General features: G+C 71.0%; 15 protein-coding genes. 8 read left to right on the forward strand and 7 right to left on the reverse strand.

From position 1 onward, the window contains the following. Positions 1–8 precede the first annotated feature (8 nt). Positions 9–1,292 (forward strand): HlyD family secretion protein, encoded by a 1,284-nt coding sequence (locus D7W82_RS29555; RefSeq protein WP_120621535.1) that lies wholly within the window; start codon positions 9–11, stop codon positions 1,290–1,292. A gap of 6 nt (positions 1,293–1,298) precedes the next feature. Then, entirely contained in the window at positions 1,299–2,849 is a 1,551-nt protein-coding gene (locus D7W82_RS29560; protein ID WP_233588008.1) for a DHA2 family efflux MFS transporter permease subunit, read from the forward strand. Between the two features lie 85 nt (positions 2,850–2,934). On the opposite strand, the gene D7W82_RS29565 is transcribed toward D7W82_RS29560, so the two are convergent. Both D7W82_RS29565 and D7W82_RS29570 read right to left on the reverse strand, forming a co-directional pair. Further along, complete coding sequence (locus tag D7W82_RS29565; RefSeq protein WP_120621536.1) at positions 2,935–4,470, reverse strand: S1 family peptidase; 1,536 nt, start codon at positions 4,468–4,470, stop codon at positions 2,935–2,937. A 191-nt stretch (positions 4,471–4,661) separates the two neighbouring features. Next, a complete protein-coding gene (locus tag D7W82_RS29570; RefSeq protein ID WP_199727856.1) occupies positions 4,662–5,693 on the reverse strand; it encodes a polysaccharide lyase in 1,032 nt (343 codons plus the stop codon). 553 nt (positions 5,694–6,246) lie between these two features. On the opposite strand from D7W82_RS29570, the gene D7W82_RS29575 reads away from it, so the two are divergent. Further along, a complete protein-coding gene (locus tag D7W82_RS29575) occupies positions 6,247–9,000 on the forward strand; it encodes a CHAT domain-containing protein (RefSeq protein ID WP_120621538.1) in 2,754 nt (917 codons plus the stop codon). A gap of 13 nt (positions 9,001–9,013) precedes the next feature. Here D7W82_RS29575 and D7W82_RS29580 read toward each other — a convergent pair whose 3' ends face one another. Continuing rightward, on the reverse strand, positions 9,014–10,021 hold the full coding sequence (locus tag D7W82_RS29580) for a cupin-like domain-containing protein (RefSeq protein WP_120621539.1): 1,008 nt from the start codon (positions 10,019–10,021) through the stop codon (positions 9,014–9,016). A gap of 145 nt (positions 10,022–10,166) precedes the next feature. Between D7W82_RS29580 and D7W82_RS40675 the strand changes: the two genes are divergently transcribed. From D7W82_RS40675 to D7W82_RS29595, 4 genes are all read left to right on the forward strand, one after another. Beyond that, the gene (locus D7W82_RS40675) at positions 10,167–10,340 is read left to right on the forward strand and encodes a hypothetical protein (RefSeq protein ID WP_158617753.1); all 174 of its coding nucleotides are present in this window, start codon (positions 10,167–10,169) and stop codon (positions 10,338–10,340) included. A gap of 111 nt (positions 10,341–10,451) precedes the next feature. Continuing rightward, on the forward strand, positions 10,452–11,009 hold the full coding sequence (locus D7W82_RS29585; RefSeq protein ID WP_120621540.1) for an RNA polymerase sigma factor: 558 nt from the start codon (positions 10,452–10,454) through the stop codon (positions 11,007–11,009). Then, positions 11,006–11,836 carry a zf-HC2 domain-containing protein gene (locus D7W82_RS29590; RefSeq protein WP_120621541.1) on the forward strand — a complete coding sequence of 277 codons (831 nt, stop codon included), beginning with the start codon at positions 11,006–11,008 and terminating at the stop codon, positions 11,834–11,836. The genes D7W82_RS29585 and D7W82_RS29590 overlap by 4 nt, the downstream gene beginning before the upstream one ends. Positions 11,837–11,961: 125 nt before the next feature. Beyond that, positions 11,962–13,599 (forward strand): acyl-CoA synthetase, encoded by a 1,638-nt coding sequence (locus D7W82_RS29595; protein ID WP_120621542.1) that lies wholly within the window; start codon positions 11,962–11,964, stop codon positions 13,597–13,599. Between the two features lie 26 nt (positions 13,600–13,625). Here the strand turns inward: D7W82_RS29595 and gndA are convergent, their stop codons facing one another. Genes gndA through zwf form a run of 3 tightly spaced genes read right to left on the reverse strand, consistent with a single transcriptional unit; the run spans position 13,626 to position 17,278 of the window. Then, entirely contained in the window at positions 13,626–15,053 is a 1,428-nt protein-coding gene (gndA, locus tag D7W82_RS29600; protein WP_120621543.1) for an NADP-dependent phosphogluconate dehydrogenase, read from the reverse strand. Positions 15,054–15,074: 21 nt separating this feature from the next. Then, a complete protein-coding gene (gene pgl, locus D7W82_RS29605; protein WP_120621544.1) occupies positions 15,075–15,740 on the reverse strand; it encodes a 6-phosphogluconolactonase in 666 nt (221 codons plus the stop codon). Further along, positions 15,737–17,278 (reverse strand): glucose-6-phosphate dehydrogenase, encoded by a 1,542-nt coding sequence (zwf, locus tag D7W82_RS29610; RefSeq protein ID WP_120621545.1) that lies wholly within the window; start codon positions 17,276–17,278, stop codon positions 15,737–15,739. Before zwf ends, pgl begins: the two co-directional genes overlap by 4 nt. Before the next feature lie 262 nt (positions 17,279–17,540). Between zwf and D7W82_RS29615 the strand changes: the two genes are divergently transcribed. Continuing rightward, the gene (locus D7W82_RS29615; protein ID WP_120621546.1) at positions 17,541–18,263 is read left to right on the forward strand and encodes a 1-acyl-sn-glycerol-3-phosphate acyltransferase; all 723 of its coding nucleotides are present in this window, start codon (positions 17,541–17,543) and stop codon (positions 18,261–18,263) included. A 10-nt stretch (positions 18,264–18,273) separates the two neighbouring features. Here the strand turns inward: D7W82_RS29615 and D7W82_RS29620 are convergent, their stop codons facing one another. Then, the gene (locus D7W82_RS29620; RefSeq protein WP_120621547.1) at positions 18,274–18,957 is read right to left on the reverse strand and encodes a hypothetical protein; all 684 of its coding nucleotides are present in this window, start codon (positions 18,955–18,957) and stop codon (positions 18,274–18,276) included. Positions 18,958–19,231 lie beyond the last annotated feature (274 nt).

A 19,231-nucleotide genomic window follows, 5' to 3' on the forward strand; every position in this document is an offset into this window, starting at 1 on the left:
CAACAACCATGACGACCCGTACCGCCCCTTCACTGGAAGCCGCCCCCTCCACAGAAGCCCCCGCCGTCGCGAAGCCCGCGAAGCGCTCCCGCGCCAGGCAGGTGCTGCCCATCCTCGTGGGCGTGGCGGTGCTGGGCGGTGGCGCGCGCTTCCTCCTCACCCACGGTCACGAGTCCACCGACGACGCCCAGGTGGAGGGCCGCATCGTCAACGTGTCGCCGCGCGTGGCCGGTCAGGTGGCCCGCGTGCGGGTGCACGACAACCAGACGGTGAAGGCCGGGGACGTGGTGGTGGAGCTGGACCACGCGGACCTGGACGCGCGCCTGGAGGTTGCTCGCGCGGACGTGATGAGCGCGGAGGCCCAGCTGTCCAACGCCCAGGCCCAGCTCACCCTCACGGAGGCCAACGCGGGCGCCAACCTGCGCCAGGCCCGCGCCGGCATCACCCAGGCCTCCAGCGGCATCAGCTCCTCCAAGGCCGCGCTGGATCAGGCCCGCGCGGACGTGACCGCGTCCGAGGCGCGCTTCAAGCTGGCGGAGACGGACCTGGGCCGCATCAAGCAGCTGCGCGAGCAGGGCGCCGTGGCCCAGGCGGACCTGGACGCCCGTCAGGCCTCGTATGATCAGGCCAGGGCCGCGCTGGACCAGTCCCGCGCGCGGCTGACCTCCACCGAGGCCGGCATCCAGAGCTCCTCCGGTGGCCTGGAGGCCGCGCAGGGCAAGCTCACCGCCGCGGAGACGGCGCCCGTGCAGGTGCAGGCCGCGCAGGCCGCGCTGAAGCTCGCGGAGGCCCGCCTCAAGCAGACGCACGGCGCGCTGACGCTCGCGGAGCTCGCCGTGTCCTACGCGCAGGTGCGCGCCCCCGTGGACGGCGTCATCAGCCGCCGCACCGTGGAGGTGGGGCAGATGGTGGGCCCGGAGCGCCCGCTGATGGCCGTCGTCCCGCAGAACGACATCTGGATCGTCGCCAACTTCAAGGAGGACCAGGTCGGCGGGATGCGCCCGGGCCAGCCGGTGGAGCTGGAGGTGGACGCCTTCGGCAGCCACGCGTTCAAGGGCCACGTGGACAGCCTCGCGGGCGCCAGCGGCGCGCGCTTCGCCCTGCTGCCGCCGGACAACGCGTCCGGCAACTTCGTGAAGGTCGTGCAGCGCATCCCCGTGCTCATCCGCTTCGACGGTGACCTGAAGGACCTGCCCATCAAGCCGGGCATGAGCGCCTACGTCACCGTGGACACCAGCGCGAAGCCGGAGCCCCAGAAGTCCGCGGCGGTGGATACCCGGAAGGCGGAGTAACCCCCCGTGGACGCACGCAGAGACGTCATCCAAGGTTCCAAGGCGGGCATCACCATCGCGGCCATGGCCGCGGCGCTGATGTCCGTGCTGGACATCTCCATCGTCAACGTGGCCCTGAGCGACATCCGCGCGAGCTTCGGCACGCCGTTGGATCAGATCGCCTGGGTGTCCACCGGCTACATGATGGCCAACGTGGTGGTCATCCCGATGACGGGCTGGCTCCAGCGCCGCTTCGGCTACCGGAGGTACTTCACCTTCTCCATCCTCCTGTTCACGGTGGCCAGCGTGCTGTGCGGCCTGTCGTGGAACCTGCCCTCGCTGGTGGCCTTCCGCATCCTCCAGGGCATGGGCGGCGGCGCCATCATCCCCACGTCCCAGGCCATCCTCTTCGCCCGCTACCCGCGCGAGGAGCACGGCATGGCGGGCGCGCTCTTCGGTCTGGGCGCCGTGACGGGCCCGCTGCTGGGGCCCACCGTGGGCGGGCTCCTCATTGAAGCGGCGAGCTGGCACTGGATCTTCCTCATCAACGTGCCGGTGGGCCTCTTCGCCGCGTACATGGCGTGGCGCTCCATCGAGCAGCCCCACTTCGAGCCGTCCACGGAGAAGGTGGACAGGAACGGCATCGCGCTGCTCGCCGTGGGCATGGCGTGCCTCCAGTACGTGCTGGAGGAGGGGCACCGCGAGGACTGGTTCGACAGCCGGCTCATCACCCTGCTGGCGGTCATCGCGGGCATCGCGCTCATCACCTTCGTCGTCCACGAGCTGGAGACCCCCAGCCCCGTGGTGGACCTGCGCGTGTTCGCCAACCGCTCCTACTCCGCGGCCACGGGGGTGAACTTCCTGGTGGGCACGGCGCTGTTCTCCGGCTCGTTCCTCTTCAGCCTCTTCTGCGGCTCGGTGATGCGCTACGAGGCGTTGGACATCGGGCTCATCTTCCTCAAGGGCAGCGCCATCCAGGTGCTGCTGATGCCGCTCATCGGCAAGTTCGGCGGCAAGGTGGACGGCCGGCTCCTCATCGGCTTCGGTGTGCTGGGCGTGAGCCTGTCCTTGTGGACCAACGGCCACCTGTCCACGCGCGTGGATGAAATCACCCTGATTACACCGGTGTTCATCCGCGCCTGCTCGCTGGGCTTCATCTTCGTGCCGCTGTCGGTGATGGCGCTCAGCAACCTGCGTCCGGAGCAGCGAGGCAACGCGGCCGGCCTCTTCAACCTCACCCGCGAGCTGGGCGGCTCCATCGGCACCGCGTGGATGAGCAGCGCGCTCAGCCGCTCCACCCAGGCCAACGTCACCGCCATCACCTCGCACGTGGACGTCTACGGGCAGGTGGCCCAGGAGCAGGTCGCCTCCATGACGGGCGCCATGGCGGCGAAGGGCGTGCTCAACCCCACGGGCGCCGCCTACGGCCTGTTGAGTCAGCGCATCAATGCCCAGGCGCTGGTGCGGGCCTTCAACGCCAACTTCCTCATCCTCGCCGCGCTGTTCGTCTGCGCCCTCGTCCTGGTGGCCATGCTCCAGAAGGCGGACCCCAACGTGAAGGTGGAAGGCGCGCACTAGCAACGCGAGCCGCTGGAAACGACAAAGCGCGGGTCCCCATGCACTGGGGCCCGCGCTTCTTCGTTTCAGGGGCTACGGCAGACGACTACCGGCGCCACTTCTGCGCGGCGGTGCCGTTGCACTCCCAGAGCTGCAGCGGGGTGCCGCTGGCGGAGTTGCCGCCCGTCACGTCCACGCACTTGTTGGCCTGGGGGTTCACCAGGTCACCGGCGCCGGAGAGGATGAACTGCTGCGCGGGGTTGCCGTTGCAGCTGACCAGCTGGATGGCCGTGCCGTTGGCGCTGGAGCCCCAGGCCACGTCCATGCACTTGCCGAACGCGCGCACCGTGCCGTCCGACATGAAGGACCACTTCTGCGCGTTGGTGCCGTTGCAGTCCCACAGCTGCAGGCGGGTGCCGTCGTTGGTGTTGGAGTTCGGCACGTCGATGCACTTGTTCGCCAGGCCGATGATGGGGCCGCCGGAGCCGCCACCGCCCGTGGTGGTGAGAGACAGGCCGTAGGCGCTCAGGATGGGGAGGAGCGGCTGGAAGACGGTGTTGCCGCCGGAGGTGCAGTTGCCGCCCGCGCCGGACGTCACGCCCTGCGCCTGGTTGCCGGACAGCCACGAGCCGCCGGAGTCACCGCCCTCCGCGCACGCGCTGGACGCCGTGAGGCCGTACACCGGGCCCGCGGAGTAGTTCACCGTGACGTTCTTCCCCGTGATGACGCCGCAGCGCCAGCCAGTGGTGGAGCCCGAGCGACAGACGGACGCGTTGACGCCCGCCTCCTGCGAGCCCTGCACCAGCACGTTGCCGCCCGCGTAGTTGTTCACCCACGGCTGCGACCCCCACGAGCCGTTGGTGCGCACCCAGGCGTAGTCGTTGCCGGGCCAGCTGGCCGCCACCACCGTGCCCTGCGCCACGCCGTTGAAGCCGCTGGTGCCCGTGCCCGGACCGCCGCAGTGGCCCGCCGTCACGAAGCCGCCCGCCACCGGGAAGCCGATGGAGCAGCGTGAGCCGCCCGGGTAGTACGCGTCACCGCCGCGCAGGTCGTACACCGGCTTGAACTCCTCGCGCGACGGCACCGTCCGCACCGCGGCGTGCTTCACGCCCGCCTTCGCGACGAAGTCCGTGCCGCCCGTCAGCGCGGAGTCCTGCGTCAGCACCACCACGCTGTTCGTCATCACGTCCACGTACCAGGCATGCACGGCGCGGCCCGCCATCCCGCTGTCCCGGTCCAGCTGGGCCTTCACCGCCTCCAGCTCCGCCTGCGTGTACTTCACCTTCTGGGGCACGGCCCCCGCGCGGCGCACCGCGTCCGCGTCCGCGTCCGTCGTCACGCCCACCACCAGCGCGCTGCCGTCCGCGTTCATCCACGCGCCGCCAAAGCGCTCGCCCAGCGCTGCGCGCAGGTGGCCCTCCACGCGCACCGCCGCGGCCTCCGACGCCAGCCGCTGCTTCGCGCCGTCCGCCGTCAGGCCCAGGTCCCGCTGCATCGCGGAGAGCAGGTCGGGCGACACGTCGTGCGCCAGCGCCGCCTCCGCCTGGGAAGGGGCCGCCATCGCCATCGAGGGAATGACGCTCAACGTGGCGCCGGCGAACAGCGCCGTCGCGGTGGAGAACAGACCGGAGGTCCGCTTCATCGGGTCCTGCCTTTCGTGCTGCGGGGGAGCCCGAAGCGAAACCCGACTGAGCCGCGAAGGTCAAACAATTCAAGAATTACTTAAAATCTCCGACATTTTTGTGTGGCCGAAGAAAGTCCCAGGAAACAAGAAGGCCCGGTGCGTCATGAGACGCACCGGGCCTGGGGACTTGCTTCGGTGTCGAGCGGAAGTCAGCGCTTCGCGCGCGGGGCCAGCGCGCGGGCGGGGGCCCGGCGACGGCGCAGCGCGACAGCGCCCAGCATCAGCAGGGCCCCGGCGAAGGGCAGGGTGCCGGACGTGCCGGACGCGCTGCAGCCCCCCGCCATGGCGTCGGACGAGTCCGGCAGGCCATTGGGGTTGTTGGACACGGGCGTGGGGGTGGGCGTCTGGCCGCCCACGGTGGGCAGCTGGGTGGTGGGCAGCTGCGGCGTGTTCGTCACCGGCGTCTCCGCCACCGGGGTCTCCGCCGTCGGGTCCTCCGCGGGGATGTTCGTGTCATCCGGCACGGGCGTGGGCGTGGGCGTGGGCGTGGGCTCCTCCACCGGCGCGGGCGCGGGCGGCATCACGTCCTCGAGCGTCGTCCCCATGGTGAAGCCGTCGTGGAAGATGGTCCCTTCGGGCTTGATGACGTTGTCGCGGTACAGGCCCATCTTCAGGTAGTTCAGCTCCTTGCCGAACTGGTTGGCGCCGTAGGTCTTCGGCAGCACGTGCTCCCCGTTGTGCCACAGCTCCACGAAGCCGACCTTCTTGTCCGAAGACCACTTCACGTGCAGCACGAAGTCGTGCCAGTTCCCCTTGTCGATGGAGGTCTGCCACAGCACGGGCGTGGTGTTGCCGCCCACGCGCAGGTTGATCTTGTCCCCGCGCACGAAGAACTCCAGCGGCGGCGAGCCACAGCAGCTCTCCTGGTGCCACTGGGTGATGACCTGCCACGAGTCATGCACCGGGTAGTTCGAGGGGAAGAGCGTGCTCCACTTGTAGTAGTACTCCTTCCCCTGCGTCTCGTGGGTCAGGTACAGCAGCTCGTTGCGGTTGCCGCTGGCGTTGATGGGGTTGTCGCCCTGCCTCACCGTGGCCTTGAGGGCGTACCTGCCGTCACGCACCACATCCGTCACGACCTGCAAGCGGCTGTTGGCAACGGCCTGCTGGCGCGTCCACTGGGACGTGTTGCCGGTCTCGAAGTCGCCCTTCCAGAGGACGCCAGCGAAAGACAGGGCCGGCATCAGGGAAGCAGCGGCAACGAGCTGAAGGAGTCGCTTCAAACAGGGGTCCTTTCGGTCCGGGTTGGGCCACGAGGACACGCGGCGGCGAAAAAGCCTTCCCGCCTCATCCCGCCTGCCAACCCCCTGCCACACGCGCGCCTGGCGGGTCGCCTGGTGGGCCATGAGGAGGACGGGCCCCTGCCGCCCGTCACTTCCCCAGGCATGCCGAAGCGCGTGATTCCGGGTGGATGCGGGCGCTCAAACCATCCTTCGAGAGCAGCCGTGCAGCCGAGCCCCCGGGCGTCATCCCCCCAACAACCTGACGGCCCGGCGCCCTGTCTCCCTGTCGCATCTGACGTGGGAAGTGGGGCCTTTTCTCAAGATCGGCGGAGCAGCCCGTCTATTGGTGCGTGTGTCGCCCCAAACATCCGATGCGCCTGTTCTCCCACCGCCTTGCTGCCCACCGCGTCATGGGACGCCTGGAGGCAGGGGACGGGGCCAGGTCGGCGTTCGTCGGAGGTTGGTGTAGAACGGCCCGGAGGGGCGGCAGGGGGGAGACGCCCGAGGGGACCGCATGGTGAAGCCGGCGAAGAAGAGTCTCTGGGCGCTGGCACTTGCCATCCCCCTCCTGTCAGTTGGCGTCGCGGCCCTGAAGCCCCGGGCGCAGCCGCAGTCCCTTCCTGACACCTTCTGGACGGATCGCCGGACGGCGGCCCGCATCGAGGCCCGCCTCACGCACCCGGAAGCGGACCGCTACCGCTCGCGCGCCCCCGCGGGCGGCTGCCCGGTGCCCGCCGAGCCCATGCCCCTGGGGCCGCTCGCCCGCATGGAGGCCCAGCAGGACTGGGGCGGCATCGCGGCGGCCTATGCCCTGGAGGGCGAGTGGAGCCAGGCGGCCTCCTTCCTGGAGCGCACGCCGGGTTCGCCGGAGCGCGACAGCGACCTGGCGGCGGTGGCGCTCGCGCGGGGTGACCATGAGCGCGCGCTGCGCCTGCTGGACGGCGCGCTCGCCGCGAAGCCGGACCTCACGCAGGCGCTGTGGAACCGCGCGCTGGTGTTCCGGGAGATGGGGCTGACGCTGCGCGCGTCGGCGCTCTTCGAAGAGGTGGCGAAGCGCAATGAGCAGGGCTGGGGGCGCGAGGCCCACGCCCAGGCGCTGGCCCTTCGCGAGGCCACGCTGGAGCGCCAGCGCCAGTGGAAGGCCGCGCGCGACGCGACCCTGGCCCTGATGGAGGACCCCAAGGCGCCGCTGCCCATGGACGCGGCCCGGCAGATGCCCGGCACCGTGCGCGGCATCTTCTATGACGTGGTGCGCGCCGCGGCGTCGAAGGAGCGCGCGCAGGCGCTGCTGCCGCTGGCGAAGGAGCTGGACCAGCTGCATGGCGGCAGCGTGCTCACGGACTACGTGCAGCGCGTGGCGAAGCGCGACTTCTCCCGCCGGGGCATGCTGGCGCAGCAGTACGCGGAGTCCCTGCGGCCAGGCCACGGCGCAGCCCCGGATGCGCTCCTGGACAAGGCGCGGCTGTCCGGCGACGACGACATCTACCTGGGCGCCCTGCTGCGCACCCGCGGCAACGCCGCGCGGGACCTCCAGGACACGCTCGCGCGCATCCAGAAGACGAACGACCCCTGGTTCGCGGTCATCGCGGAGCGGGACCAGGCGCGCAAGGACATCGCGGAGGGCGCGTGGTGGAAGGCCGAGCAGCGCTACTTCGGCGCGCTCCAGCGCTGCCGGGAGACGACGCTGTCGGTGCGCTGCCTGGAGCTGGAGCGGCGGCTGGCCATGTTCTACGGCGACATGCAGCGCGTCTCCGAGGCCGAGCAGCACGCGAAGCAGCTGTGGGCGGGCGCCCGTCAGCTGCGCGAGTGGGACCTGGAGCTCAACGCCCTGGAGATCCTCAGCCACGTGGCGCGCTCCCGCAACGACCTGGGCAGCGCCCGCGCGTACCTGGAGGAGTGGATGGCCCGCGGGGCCTCGGTCAGCTGCTACTGGCCCCACGTGCAGCTGGCGCACCTGCACTACCAGGACCTGCGGCCAGAGTCCGCCCGGCGCGAGCTGGACCTGGCCGCCGCCTGCTCCGACAACCCGATGGAGCCGATGTTCGGCGCGACGCTCGCGGAGCTGGCGCGCACGAGCTCCGGCCCCGGGGACGCCGCGTGGATGCGGGCCATCTCCGCGAAGATGCTGGCGGGCCCGGTCGTCGCGAAGAGCGACCAGGTCTATGAACGCTATCTGGAGGGCCGCTTCCTCCTGGAGCAGGACCGGAGCCAGGGCGAGGCGTTCCTGCGCGACACCATCACCCGGGCGGACGCGCTGCCTCGCGGGGACGCCCTGGCGCGCGAGTCGTGGGCGCTCGCCTATTCGTCGCTGGCGACGGACGCGGGCCGCGCCGGAGAGTTCCCCAAGGTGGTGACGCTGATGGCCGCCCAGCTGGGCACGCCCGTGCCCACCCGGTGCGCGCTGGCCGCCAGCGTCCACGCGGAGCGCACCGTGCTGGTCGCGCTGGGGCCCAAGGGCGAGGTGAAGGGCCACTACGATGCCTCCCGCAAGGTGGCGTTCGCCCACGCGGATTCGTCCCGGCTGGTGCCGGACGCCCTGCGCCAGACGCTCGCCAGCTGCGAGCGCGTGGACGTGCTCGCGTGGGCCCCCGTCTTCGGGCGCACGGACCTGCTGCCGGCGGAGCTGGCGTGGAGCTTCCGGCTGGGCCGCGTCAGCGGTCCCCGCCCGGCACCCGCGGCCACGCGCCGCCTGGTGGTGGCCGGCGTGGAGACGCCGTCGCTGCTGCAATTGCCCCGGCTGCCCGCGTGGACGCCGGACGCGGAGCCCGGCGGCGCTCCGCCGGACGTGCTGTCCGGTTCGGACGCCACGCCCTCGCGCGTGCTGGCGCGCATGGCGGACGCCACGGAGATTGAAATCCACGCCCACGGCATCACCGACCCCACGCTCTCCGGCGCCTCGCTGGTGGTGCTGTCCCCGGAGGTCAACGGCCGCTACGCGCTCACCGCGGACGTGGTGCGGGAGCACCGGCTCACCGGCGCGCCCACCGTGTTCCTGGCAGCGTGCAGCGCGGGCCGCACCACGGCCCTGCAGAGCACGGAGCCCTTCAGCCTGCCCGCGGCCTTCATTGATTCGGGCGCTCGCGCGGTGCTGGCCTCCACCGTGGACATCCCGGACGCGGCGGGCCGCTTCTTCGACGGGGTGCGCCGGCGCATCCACGCGGGCGTCCCCGCCGCCATCGCGCTGCGCGACGAGCGCCAGGCGTGGCTGTCCCGCGACGCCCGGGCCGGGTGGACGCGCTCCGTGCTGCTGGTTGAGAACGCCGAGTGACGCGGCGCGAAGGTCAGAGAGGGGGCTCCAGGTGCGTGTTGCCGCCAGGAACACGGAAGTGGTGGAAGGTGACGCTGGCGCTCACGTCCAGCGCCTTCACCCAGTGCCACCAGCCCACGGGCAGGAACACCATGTCCCCCGGCTCCAGCACCGCCTCCAGCACCGTGGCCTCCGCGTAGAGCGGATGCAGGGTCAGGTCCGGCGCGTCCGCGTTCACGTGGCTGAAGGTGCCCCGGTGCGGGTACACCCGGTGGCGCTCGAAGGACGGCACCAGCCGCACGTGCTTGCGGCCCATCACCTGGCCCAACAGGATGTTCATGTTGTCGTGGTGCAGCGGGGTGACGGTGCCCGCCGGCCCCAGGAGCAGCGTCAGCATGTCCTGGCGCAGGTCCGGCTCGATGATGCCCGCCGGGGCCCGCAGGTCCTCGCGCAAGGGCGACAGCCCGCCCTCCCGCCAGTTCTCGTTGCGCGGCACCATGTAGTAGTCGTTCGTCCGCGTCCCCGTCTCCAGCAGGGTGAGGAAGTCGGAGAACGGCATCCGCGAGCGGTGCCGGTCCTGGAAGGCCGCGTGCTCCGGATCCGCGTCGCGGCCCACCATCACCTCCACCTCCACGCTCCCCAGCCGCTCGCGGAAGTACGTGAGCGACCAGCGCTGGAGCGCCGGCCAGTCCGCCATCATCCCGCGCAGCACCACCGGCCGGTGGCCGAAGTAGTAGCGCTGGAAGAACTCCTCGGGGCCCACCCCGTGGCGCACCTCCAGCTCGCGGCCCCCGTCCTGCGCCCGCAGCGCGCTGTAGACGTCCATCAGCGACTCCATCCAGCCGAAGTGCCGGGCCACCTGCCGGCAGGCCCGGAAGTACGGATGGGTGCCCACCGCCGCCACCTCCGCCCGGGCCACCGCGGGGTCCACACCGGACGACACCAGCACCTTCTGTACGTCTTCCTCCGTGACCCCCAGCGCCAGGTTCTCCGCCAGCCACTGCCGCCACTCGGGGCGCAGCTGGGACGTGTCTTCGTTCATTCGGAACTCCTTGAAATCCTTGGAGGCAGGGGCCGGGGGGCCCCTGCTGCCGGGAGGGCAGCCCATGTTATGGACGGCTCCAAAGTCCCAATCCACCCAGCCTCGGTTTACGCAGGACTCCCCTCGTAGCAGGAGAAAAGATCCCATGACCTCCGGAGACGTGTCGTCCGTTGCCCCCGGTGCCTTCGAACCGGACACCAGCGCCCCGCACGTGAAGAACTCGTACCCCACCTGCAACGAGCGCGGCCCGCGCCGGCGCCGCCCGCTGCCGCCGCCGTCGGTGCCCCCCCTGCTGGAAGGGGGCGACGGGGCTCGCTGAGCCACCTGCCGGGCAGGCCTGTCTGCCCTTCCGGGCATTTTTCTCTCAAGAAACGAACCGCTCGGCGTCTTTAGTCAGGAAAGCCCACCAGTCACTTCGGGGCCTTGTGTCATGGCCAATCTCTTCAACCGGGAAAAGCGCCACTTCGAGGCGTTCATCCAGCGACACCGGCCCAGCCTGCTGGCGGTGGCGCGGCGGTTGTGCGCTCGCGGCATCCTGGACCCGGAGGACCTGGTCCAGGAGGCCTTCGAGCGGGCGTTGCCGGAGTTTGGCCACCTGAAGGACCGGACGGAAGCGGCGTGCGCGGCGTGGCTGTGCACGACGATGACGAACCGGTTCCTGGACCACTGCCGCCGGCAGCGCACGGAGAGCCGGGGGCTGCCGCACCTGGCGCTGGTGCAGGACCTGCCGGTGACGGGGGATGGCGACCGGGAGAACTGGGAGCTGGTGGGCAACGACGCGTTCCAGGCGGCCATCGAGCAGCTCAAGCCGCACCTGCGGGACGCGTACAAGCTTCACGCCGAAGGCCGCCGTTATCAGGCCATCGCCGAACATTTCAACGTTCCCGTGGGAACCGTGGGCAGCTGGCTGACGCTGGCGCGCCGGGACCTGAGGGAACTGCTCCTTCCGAGCGTCGCCGTGGCTCGGGAGCGGGGGGTCCAGTCATGAACGCGCATTGCACCCGGTTGCACCTCTTCATGGACGGGGAGCTGTCCGAGTCCGACGCCGAAGGCTTCCGGAACCACCTGCCGCGCTGTGCCGCCTGCGAGTGCGGACTCAGGGACCTGCTCCAGCTGGAGCTGCTGGCGGCGCGGGCCCTGGGCACGGGCGTGGCGGAGGCGCCGGCCGCGAAGCCGGAGGGCAACGTGGTGTCGCTGGGCGCGTGGGTGCGCAAGAACGCGCGCGTGGTGGCGCCGCTGGCCATGGCCGCCAGCCTCTGCGCCGTCTTCGTGCCGCGCATGATGCCCGCCGCGGACGTGCCGGCGATCGTCTTCCTGGAGAACCAGACCACCCGCGAGCTGGAGGCCCGCCTGTCGGATCCGCGCGCGGACCAGTGGCGCCGCTACAGCCCCATGCGCGGTGGCGCGGACGGCGTGGAGGCCGCCCAGGGCACCCTGCCGCTGCGTCCGCTGGCGGAGATGGAGGAGCGCAAGGACTTCCGCGGCATCGTCGCGGCCTACGTGCTGCACGGCCAGTGGCAGCAGGCGCAGGCGGTGCTGGCGCGCGAGCCCGCGTCGCTGGCGCGCGACAGCGACCTGGCGGTGGTGGCGCTGCAGGACGGCCGCTACCAGGACGCGCTGGCGCTGTTGGACCCCGTGGTGCGCGCGGATCCGCGCAACCCGCAGGCGCTGTGGAACCGCGGCCTCGCGCTGCGCGCCCTGCACCAGGAAGCCCGCGCCGCGCGCGACTTCGACCAGGTGGCCGCGCTGGGCGAGCCGGGCTGGAGCGACGAAGCGCGCAAGCTGGCGGAAGAGCTGCGCGCCGCCGCTCGCTGAAGCACGCTGGCTTTCCCCGCGCGTCACCAGCGTCCACCACCGGGCGCTTTCGCGCGGGGGCTGCCTCACCGCTCGGGATGACGTGACAGGCTGCTGGGGTTGTCGGAACACTCCAGGAGCCGCCCATGCCCGAGTCTTCATCCCGCGCTTCCGCCGACTACGCGTCCACCCGCCGTGACTTCCGGTGGGAGCGGCCGGCGCACTTCAACTTCGCCACGGACGTCATGGACCGGCACGCGGCCGAGCGGCCCCAGGCCCCCGCGCTCCAGTGGTCCGACGAGTCCGGGCGCTCCCAGCGCTTCACCTTCCAGGACCTGAAGGAGCGCTCGCTGCACGCGGCGCGCTTCCTCACCGGGCTGGGCCTGAAGCGCGGCGACCGGGTCTTCATCCTGATGCCGCGCGTGCCGGAGTGGTGGTTCCTGGTGCTGGGCTGCATCCGCGCGGGCATCGTCTTCATGCCCGGCACGCCCATGCTCACCGCCAAGGACATCCGCTACCGGCTGGAGGCCGCTGGCGCGAAGGCCGTCCTCACCGACGGCAGCTGCCTGGACCGCTTCGAGGGCGTGCTGGGCCAGGCCCCCGGCGTGACGACGTGGGTGTCCACCGGCGACGCGCCTGCTCCGTGGACGCGCTACACGCCGGAGGCGCTGGCGGAATCCCAGGCGACGGCGTTCCCGCCCACGAAGGCGGATGATCCGCTGCTCATCTACTTCACGTCCGGCACCACCGGCATGCCGAAGATGGTGCTGCACACCCAGTCCAGCTACGGGCATGGGCACCTCATCACCGGCCGCTACTGGTTGGACTTGAGGCCGGAGGACCGCCACCTCACGCTCAGCGACACCGGCTGGGCGAAGTGCGCGTGGGGCAAGCTCTTCGGTCCGTGGAGCGTGGGCGCGTGCAACGTCGTCTTCGACTTCCGCGGCCGGTTCGACCCCGTGGGCTTCCTGAAGGTGCTGGAGCGGGAGCGGGTGACGACCTTCTGCGCGCCGCCCACCGCGTGGCGCGCGCTGGTGCTCCAGGACCTGAAGGCGGTGGACCTGTCCTCGCTGCGCCATTCCCTGAGCGCGGGCGAGCCGCTCAACCCGGAGGTCATCCAGACGTGGAAGGAGGCCACCGGGCTGCACATCCGCGAGGGCTACGGCCAGACGGAGACGGTGGTCATCGTGGGCATCTTCCCCGGGATGGAGCCGCGCGTGGGCTCCATGGGCAAGCCGTCCCCGGGCTTCACCGTGGCCGTCATCGACGAGCACGGCAACGAAGTCGCGGACGGGCATGAGGGCGACATCGCCGTGCGCGTGAAGCCGGAGCGGCCGGTGGGCCTGTTCGCGGGCTACCTCAACGACGACGCTGCCAACGCCGCCAGCAGCCGGGGGGACTGGTACGTCACCGGCGACCGCGCGGTGCGCGACGCGGACGGCTACCTGTGGTTCGTGGGGCGCTCGGACGACGTCATCAAGACGTCCGGCTACCGCGTGGGCCCCTTCGAGGTGGAGTCCGCGCTGATTGAGCACCCGGCGGTGGCCGAGTCCGCCGTCATCGGCGTGCCGGACGACAAGCTGGGCCACCGCATCAAGGCGTACGTGCTGCTCACGCCGGGCCACACGCCGTCACCCCAGCTCGCGCAGGAGCTCCAGGACTTCGTGAAGAAGACCACGGCGCCCTACAAGTACCCGCGCGAGATCGAGTTCGTCACGGAGCTGCCCAAGACGGTGAGCGGGAAGATCCGCCGCGCCGAGCTGCGCGCCACCCAGAAGAAGTAGGCGGCGCGCAGGGCAGGGGAGACGGACTACTTCAGCCAGTCCGAGTGCACGAAGCCGGCGTCGGGCTTGTCCCGGCGCTGGTAGGTGTGCGCGCCGAACGCGTCGCGCTGGGCCTGGGTGAGGTTCTGCGGCAGCTCCGGGCTGCGGTAGCTGTCCAGGTACGCCAGGCTGCTGCTGAACACCGGCACGGGGATGCCCGCCTTCGTCGCGACGCCCACGAGCTTGCGCCACGCCGGGGCCATCTTGTCCAGCACGGGCGAGAAGGCCTCGGACACCATCAGGTTGGGCAGCGTGGGCTGCTGCTGGAAGGACTCGCGCAGCGGGGTGAGCAGCTTCGCGCGGATGATGCAGCCGCCCCGCCAGATGCGCGCCATCTCCGCCAGCGACACGCCCCACTTGTACTCGTCCGACGCCGCCTGGATGAGCCGCATGCCCTGCGCGTACGTCACCACGCGCGCCGCGTAGAGCGCGTCATGCGCCCACTGCGCCAGCTCCTTCTTCTCCTCCGAGGACAGGGAGATGTCGGGGCCGTGGAGCTTCTTGCTCGCGGCCACGCGCTCGTCCTTGCGCGAGGACAGGTTGCGCGCGTCCAGCGCGGACGCGATGGAGGGCACCGGCACGCCCAAATCGAGCGCCACCTGCACCGTCCACTTGCCCGTGCCCTTCTGGCCGGCCTTGTCCAGCACCATGTCCACCAGCGGCTTGCCCGTCTCCGGGTCGCGCTTGCGGAGCACCTTGATGGTGGTCTCCAGGAGGAACGACTCGGCGATGCCCTCGTTCCACTTGCTGAACAGGTCCGCGAGCGTCGCGGTGTCCAGGCCCAGGCCGCGGTGGAGCACGTCGTACGTCTCCGCGAGCAGCTGCATGTCCGCGTACTCGATGCCGTTGTGCACCATCTTCACGAAGTGGCCCGCGCCCTCCGGGCCCACGTGGGTGACGCACAGGCCTTCCTCGCTGCGCGCGGCGATGGCCTCCAGCACCGGCTGCACCAGCGCGTATGCGTCCTTGGGACCGCCGGGCATGATGGACGGGCCGTGGCGCGCGCCCTCCTCGCCGCCGGACACGCCGATGCCCAGGAAGTGGAAGCCCTTCTCCTTGCACAGGGCCTCACGGCGGCGCGTGTCCAGGTACCAGGAGTTGCCCGCGTCCATGATGACGTCGCCGGGCGACAGCAGCGGGAACAGCCGCTCCATCATCTCGTCCACGGGGGCGCCCGCGGTGATCATCAGGAGGATGCGGCGCGGGCGCTCCAGGCCGGCGACGAACTTCTCCAGCTCCGGGAAGCCCTGCAGGGCCTGCTTCGGGTTCTCCTTCTGGACCTGCTGGAGCTTCTCCGGGTGGCGGTCCCACACGGCGACGCGGAAGCCGTGGTCCGCGATGTTGAGGGCCAGGCTCGCGCCCATCACGCCCATGCCCGCCACGCCGAACTGCGCCGGCTTCGTCTGTTCGCTCATCGTTCCCTCCAGAGGGCCGCCTCACCCGTGGGCGGCGGGATCCAACATCCACTGCGTGTTCGTCACGTGCGACGCGGGCAGGGACATATCGCCCGCGAGGATGCGCCGCATGGCGTCCCGCTTGCCCTCGCCGGCCACCAGCCCCAGCACCGCCCCCGCGCCCTGGAGCACGGGGAACGTCAGCGTCATCCGCCACGGCGGCGGCTTGGCGCTCTGCTCCACCGCCAGCACCCGCCGCGTGCGCTCCTGGAGCGCAGGGTGGCCGGGCATGAGGCTCGCGGTGTGGCCGTCCTCGCCCACGCCAATGAGCACCACGTCCAGCTTCGCGGGCAGCGTCTTCTCGTAGTCGCGCGCGGCGGCGTCGCGGTCCGTGCGCTCACCCTGCATGCGGAACACCTGCGCGTCCGGCAGCTTCAGCGGCTCGAGCAGCGACTGCTTCACCAGCAGGTAGTTGCTGTCCGGGTGGTCCGGCGGCACGAAGCGCTCGTCCACGAAGTACACGTCCACACGCTCCCAGGGGAGCTTGTGGTCCGCGAGCATCCGGTACGCGGGCTTGGGCGTGTTGCCGCCCGACAGGGCCAGGCTCACGCGGGCCTTCGTCGCGAGCGCCTGGGTCAGCTCGCGCGCCATCCAGTCCGCGGCCTCGCGGGCGAGCTGGTCCGAGGGGACGACGAGGGGCTGGCTCATAGCGGGGACCACCGCCGGCCGTTCTTCGCGGGCAGCGCGTCCGCGGCGTCAGGGCCCTTGCTGCCCTTGGGGTAGGTGTGGACCGTGCCGCCCGCGTCCGTCTCCAGCGCCTTCAGGATGGGCGTGATGTAGCCCCACGCCTGCTCCACGCTGTCCTGGCGCGCGAAGAGGGTGGCGTTGCCGCGCATGCAGTCCAGCAGCAGCCGCTCGTACGCCTCCGGCACGGGCTTCTTGAAGCTCTCCGCGTAGTCCATGTCCATGGTGACGCCGCCGATGTTGACGTCCTCGCCGGGAATCTTGGACTCGAAGGACAGCGCGATGCCTTCGTGCGGCTGGATGCGCAGCGTGAGCACGTTGGGCTGCAGCCGCTGGCAGGTGGCGCCGCCGCCGCTGAACAGGCCGATGGGCACCGACTTGAAGTGGATGGACACCTCCGTCAGGCGCTTCTTCAGGTTCTTGCCCGCGCGCAGGTAGAAGGGCACGCCCTGCCAGCGCCACGAGTCGATGTTCATCTTCATCGCCACGTACGTGGGCGTGCGCGAGCCCTTCTTCACGCCCTTCTCGTCCTGGTAGCCCTCGTACTGGCCCACCACCACGTGCTGGGGCACCTCGCCGCCTTCGACGGGGCGCAGCGCGCGGAAGACCTTGTTCTTCTCGTCGCGGATGTCCTCCGCGGCGAAGGACACCGGGGGCTCCATGGCGCACAGGGCCAGCACCTGGAGCAGGTGGTTCTGCACCATGTCCCGGATGACGCCCGTCTCGTCGTAGAAGCCGCCGCGGCCCTCCACGCCAATGGCCTCCGCCGCGGTGATTTCGACGTGGTCGATGTGCTGGCGGTTCCAGAGCGGCTCGAAGATGGCGTTGGCGAAGCGGAACACCAGGATGTTCTGCACCGTCTCCTTGCCCAGGTAGTGGTCGATGCGGAAGATCTGCTTCTCGTCCAGCGCCGAGCCCAGCGTCTTGTTGAGGGCCTTCGCGCTCTCCAGGTCGTGGCCGAAGGGCTTCTCGATGATGAGCCGGCTCCAGGGCTTCTCTCCCGGCTGCTCCTCGCGCTTGATCAACCCCGCGCCGGAGAGGCTCTGGATGATCTGCGGGAACGTGGAGGCCGGCGTGGCCATGTAATAGAGCTTGTTGCCGTCCGTCTGGTGGCGCTTGGAGATGTCCTGGAGCTTCTGGCCCAGGCGCTTGAAGGCCTCCGGGTCGTCGTAGCCGCCGGAGGCGGTCTCGATGGCCTCCGCGAAGCGCTTCACCGCGGCCTCGTCCAGGGGCTGCGTGCGGGCGAACTTCTTCAGCCCCTCCTTCACGTGCTCGCGGAAGGAGGCGTCCTCCAGCTTGGAGCGGCTGTAGGCGACGATGGCGAAGTGCTCGGGGAGCAGGCCGGAGCGGGCGAGCTCGAAGAGGGCGGGGAATAGCTTGCGCTCGGCCAGGTCGCCCGTGGCACCGAAGAGGACCAGGGTGCAGGGGTCCGGGCGCCCCGCGCTGAACACCGGTTCGCCCTCACGGGGATGGGTTTCGATGTGCACTCCCTGCGCGTCCATGCGGTTCTCCCTCCGGGTTCGCCGGGCACCTTAAGGCGCTAATCTGGCGGCCCTGCAAGCGCATTGCAGGCGAATGATGCGGGCCTGACGTCTTGCCTGCCCCGGCGCTCGGGTGCTCCGCCGGCTTCCCCCAGGCTCCGCTCGAACTCCTCCGGAGGGCGCGCGGGCGGCCGGGCCGGCGTGAGCTGGCTGCCTGGAACGTGGTACTCCTGGCGGACCGGACGCCTCCGGCGTCGCGCTGAACGGAAGCTCCTCCTCTCGCATGCGCTACGTCGTCTCGCTGTGGTTCTTCGCGCTGTTCCTGGTCACCGCGCCCCTCCTCTTCACGTTGGGCGCGGTGTTGTTCGTGGTGGCGTACCCGTTGGACCCGAACCGCCAGTGGCTGCACGTGCTGGTGTGCCGGTGGTGCTACGGGCTGTGGCTGCACGCGTCCCCCGGCTGGCGCGTGCGGGTCCAGGGACGGGAGCTGTTGCCCAAGGGGCCGTGCGTCTACGTCGTCAATCACCAGTCGTTCGCGGACATCCTGGCGGTGATGGGGTTGTTCACGCCGTACAAGTTCGTGGCGAAGGCGTCGCTGTTCCGCACGCCGCTGGTGGGCTGGATGATGACGCTGCTGGGCTATGTGCCCATCGTGCGCGGCAGCTCCACGTCCATGGAGCAGCTGCTGGGCCCGTGCCGCCGGTGGCTCCGCAAGGGCATCCCGGTGCTCATCTTCCCGGAGGGCACGTACTCGCCAGGAGAGGTGCTGCCCTTCAAGCGCGGCGCGTTCCAGCTGGCGCTGGAGGAGCACGTGCCGGTGGTGCCGGTGCTGGTGCGCGGCACGCGGGAGCTGGTGGATGGGGATGGGCCGTGGATGAGCCCTCGCGCCACCGTCACGGTGCAGGTGATGCCGGCCTTGCCGCCGGAGACGTTCGGGCCGGACTCGGCGGCGCTGGCCACGCGCGTGCGTGAGCAGTTCGTGGAGGCGCTGGCGCGGGTGGGCTGAAGCGCCGCGCTCAGGCGTGCTCGGAGCCGGGCCGCTCTTCGTCCATCCGTGACGCCTCCGCGTGCGGCGAGTCCTCCACGGCGTTCGTCGCGGGCAGTGGGGGCGCGGCCTCGGAGACGGCGCGGGCCAGGTCGTGGGGGGCGCGGAGCAACGCCTCCAGCGCGGCGGCGCTCGCGGGGACGCCGCGCTGCTCCACCTGGAGCCAGCCGCCCTTGATGCTCACGCGGCGGTGGCCCTTCAGGCCCAGCAGGCGCTGACGCACGCCCGGCTCCAGGATGACGGGGCGCGCCTCCGGGGACAGCCCCTCCACCTGGAAGGCCGCGTCCAGCTCCGCGTCGCCCAGCACCTCTTCGCGAGGCGTGGCGGCGCCGGGAAGCTTGTCCTCGGGGCGCTCGTGCTCCAGCAGCAGGTCCGCGGGCAGCGCGCCCTCCAGGTCCAGCCGCAGCACCGTCACGGTGTGGCGCTTCTTGCTGATCGCGCCGCGCTTGCCCGTGGCCAGGAGCAGCGGCCGCCCTTGATAGCGCCCCTGCACCTCCATCCGCCGCTCCGCGATGGAGAGGCCGTGCGCCTTCGCGAACGCCTCCCACGCGGCGCGCTGGCGGCGCTTGAGCTGGAACAGCGTGGCGAGGACCAGGGCGCCCAGGACGAGCAGGGACACGAGGACGCCGAGCGGGGAGAAGACACCGGAAAGCATGGCGGCGCATTGTGCACTGGCCTCGCGGCGCGTGGTCCATCAATCCGATCGCGGACGCACCTCCGCGCGGCGGGCAGGCTTGCTGCATGGGTGCGTGGACCTGCGGAAGGAACGCCGCGCGAGCGCAAACGTGTGGAATCCCGTGGGTCTCGCGCGGACCGTGGCGCACGCGTGCGCGGAGTGCACGCATGGCGCAGGCCCCCCATGCCACGGGTGTGCCCTCGCGGGTGGGCCGCGGCCGCGTGCGGAGGCGCCGTGGCGCGTGGGGTGGGGA

The organism is Corallococcus sp. CA049B (assembly GCF_003611685.1).
GTDB classification, from domain to species: Bacteria; Myxococcota; Myxococcia; order Myxococcales; family Myxococcaceae; genus Corallococcus; species Corallococcus coralloides.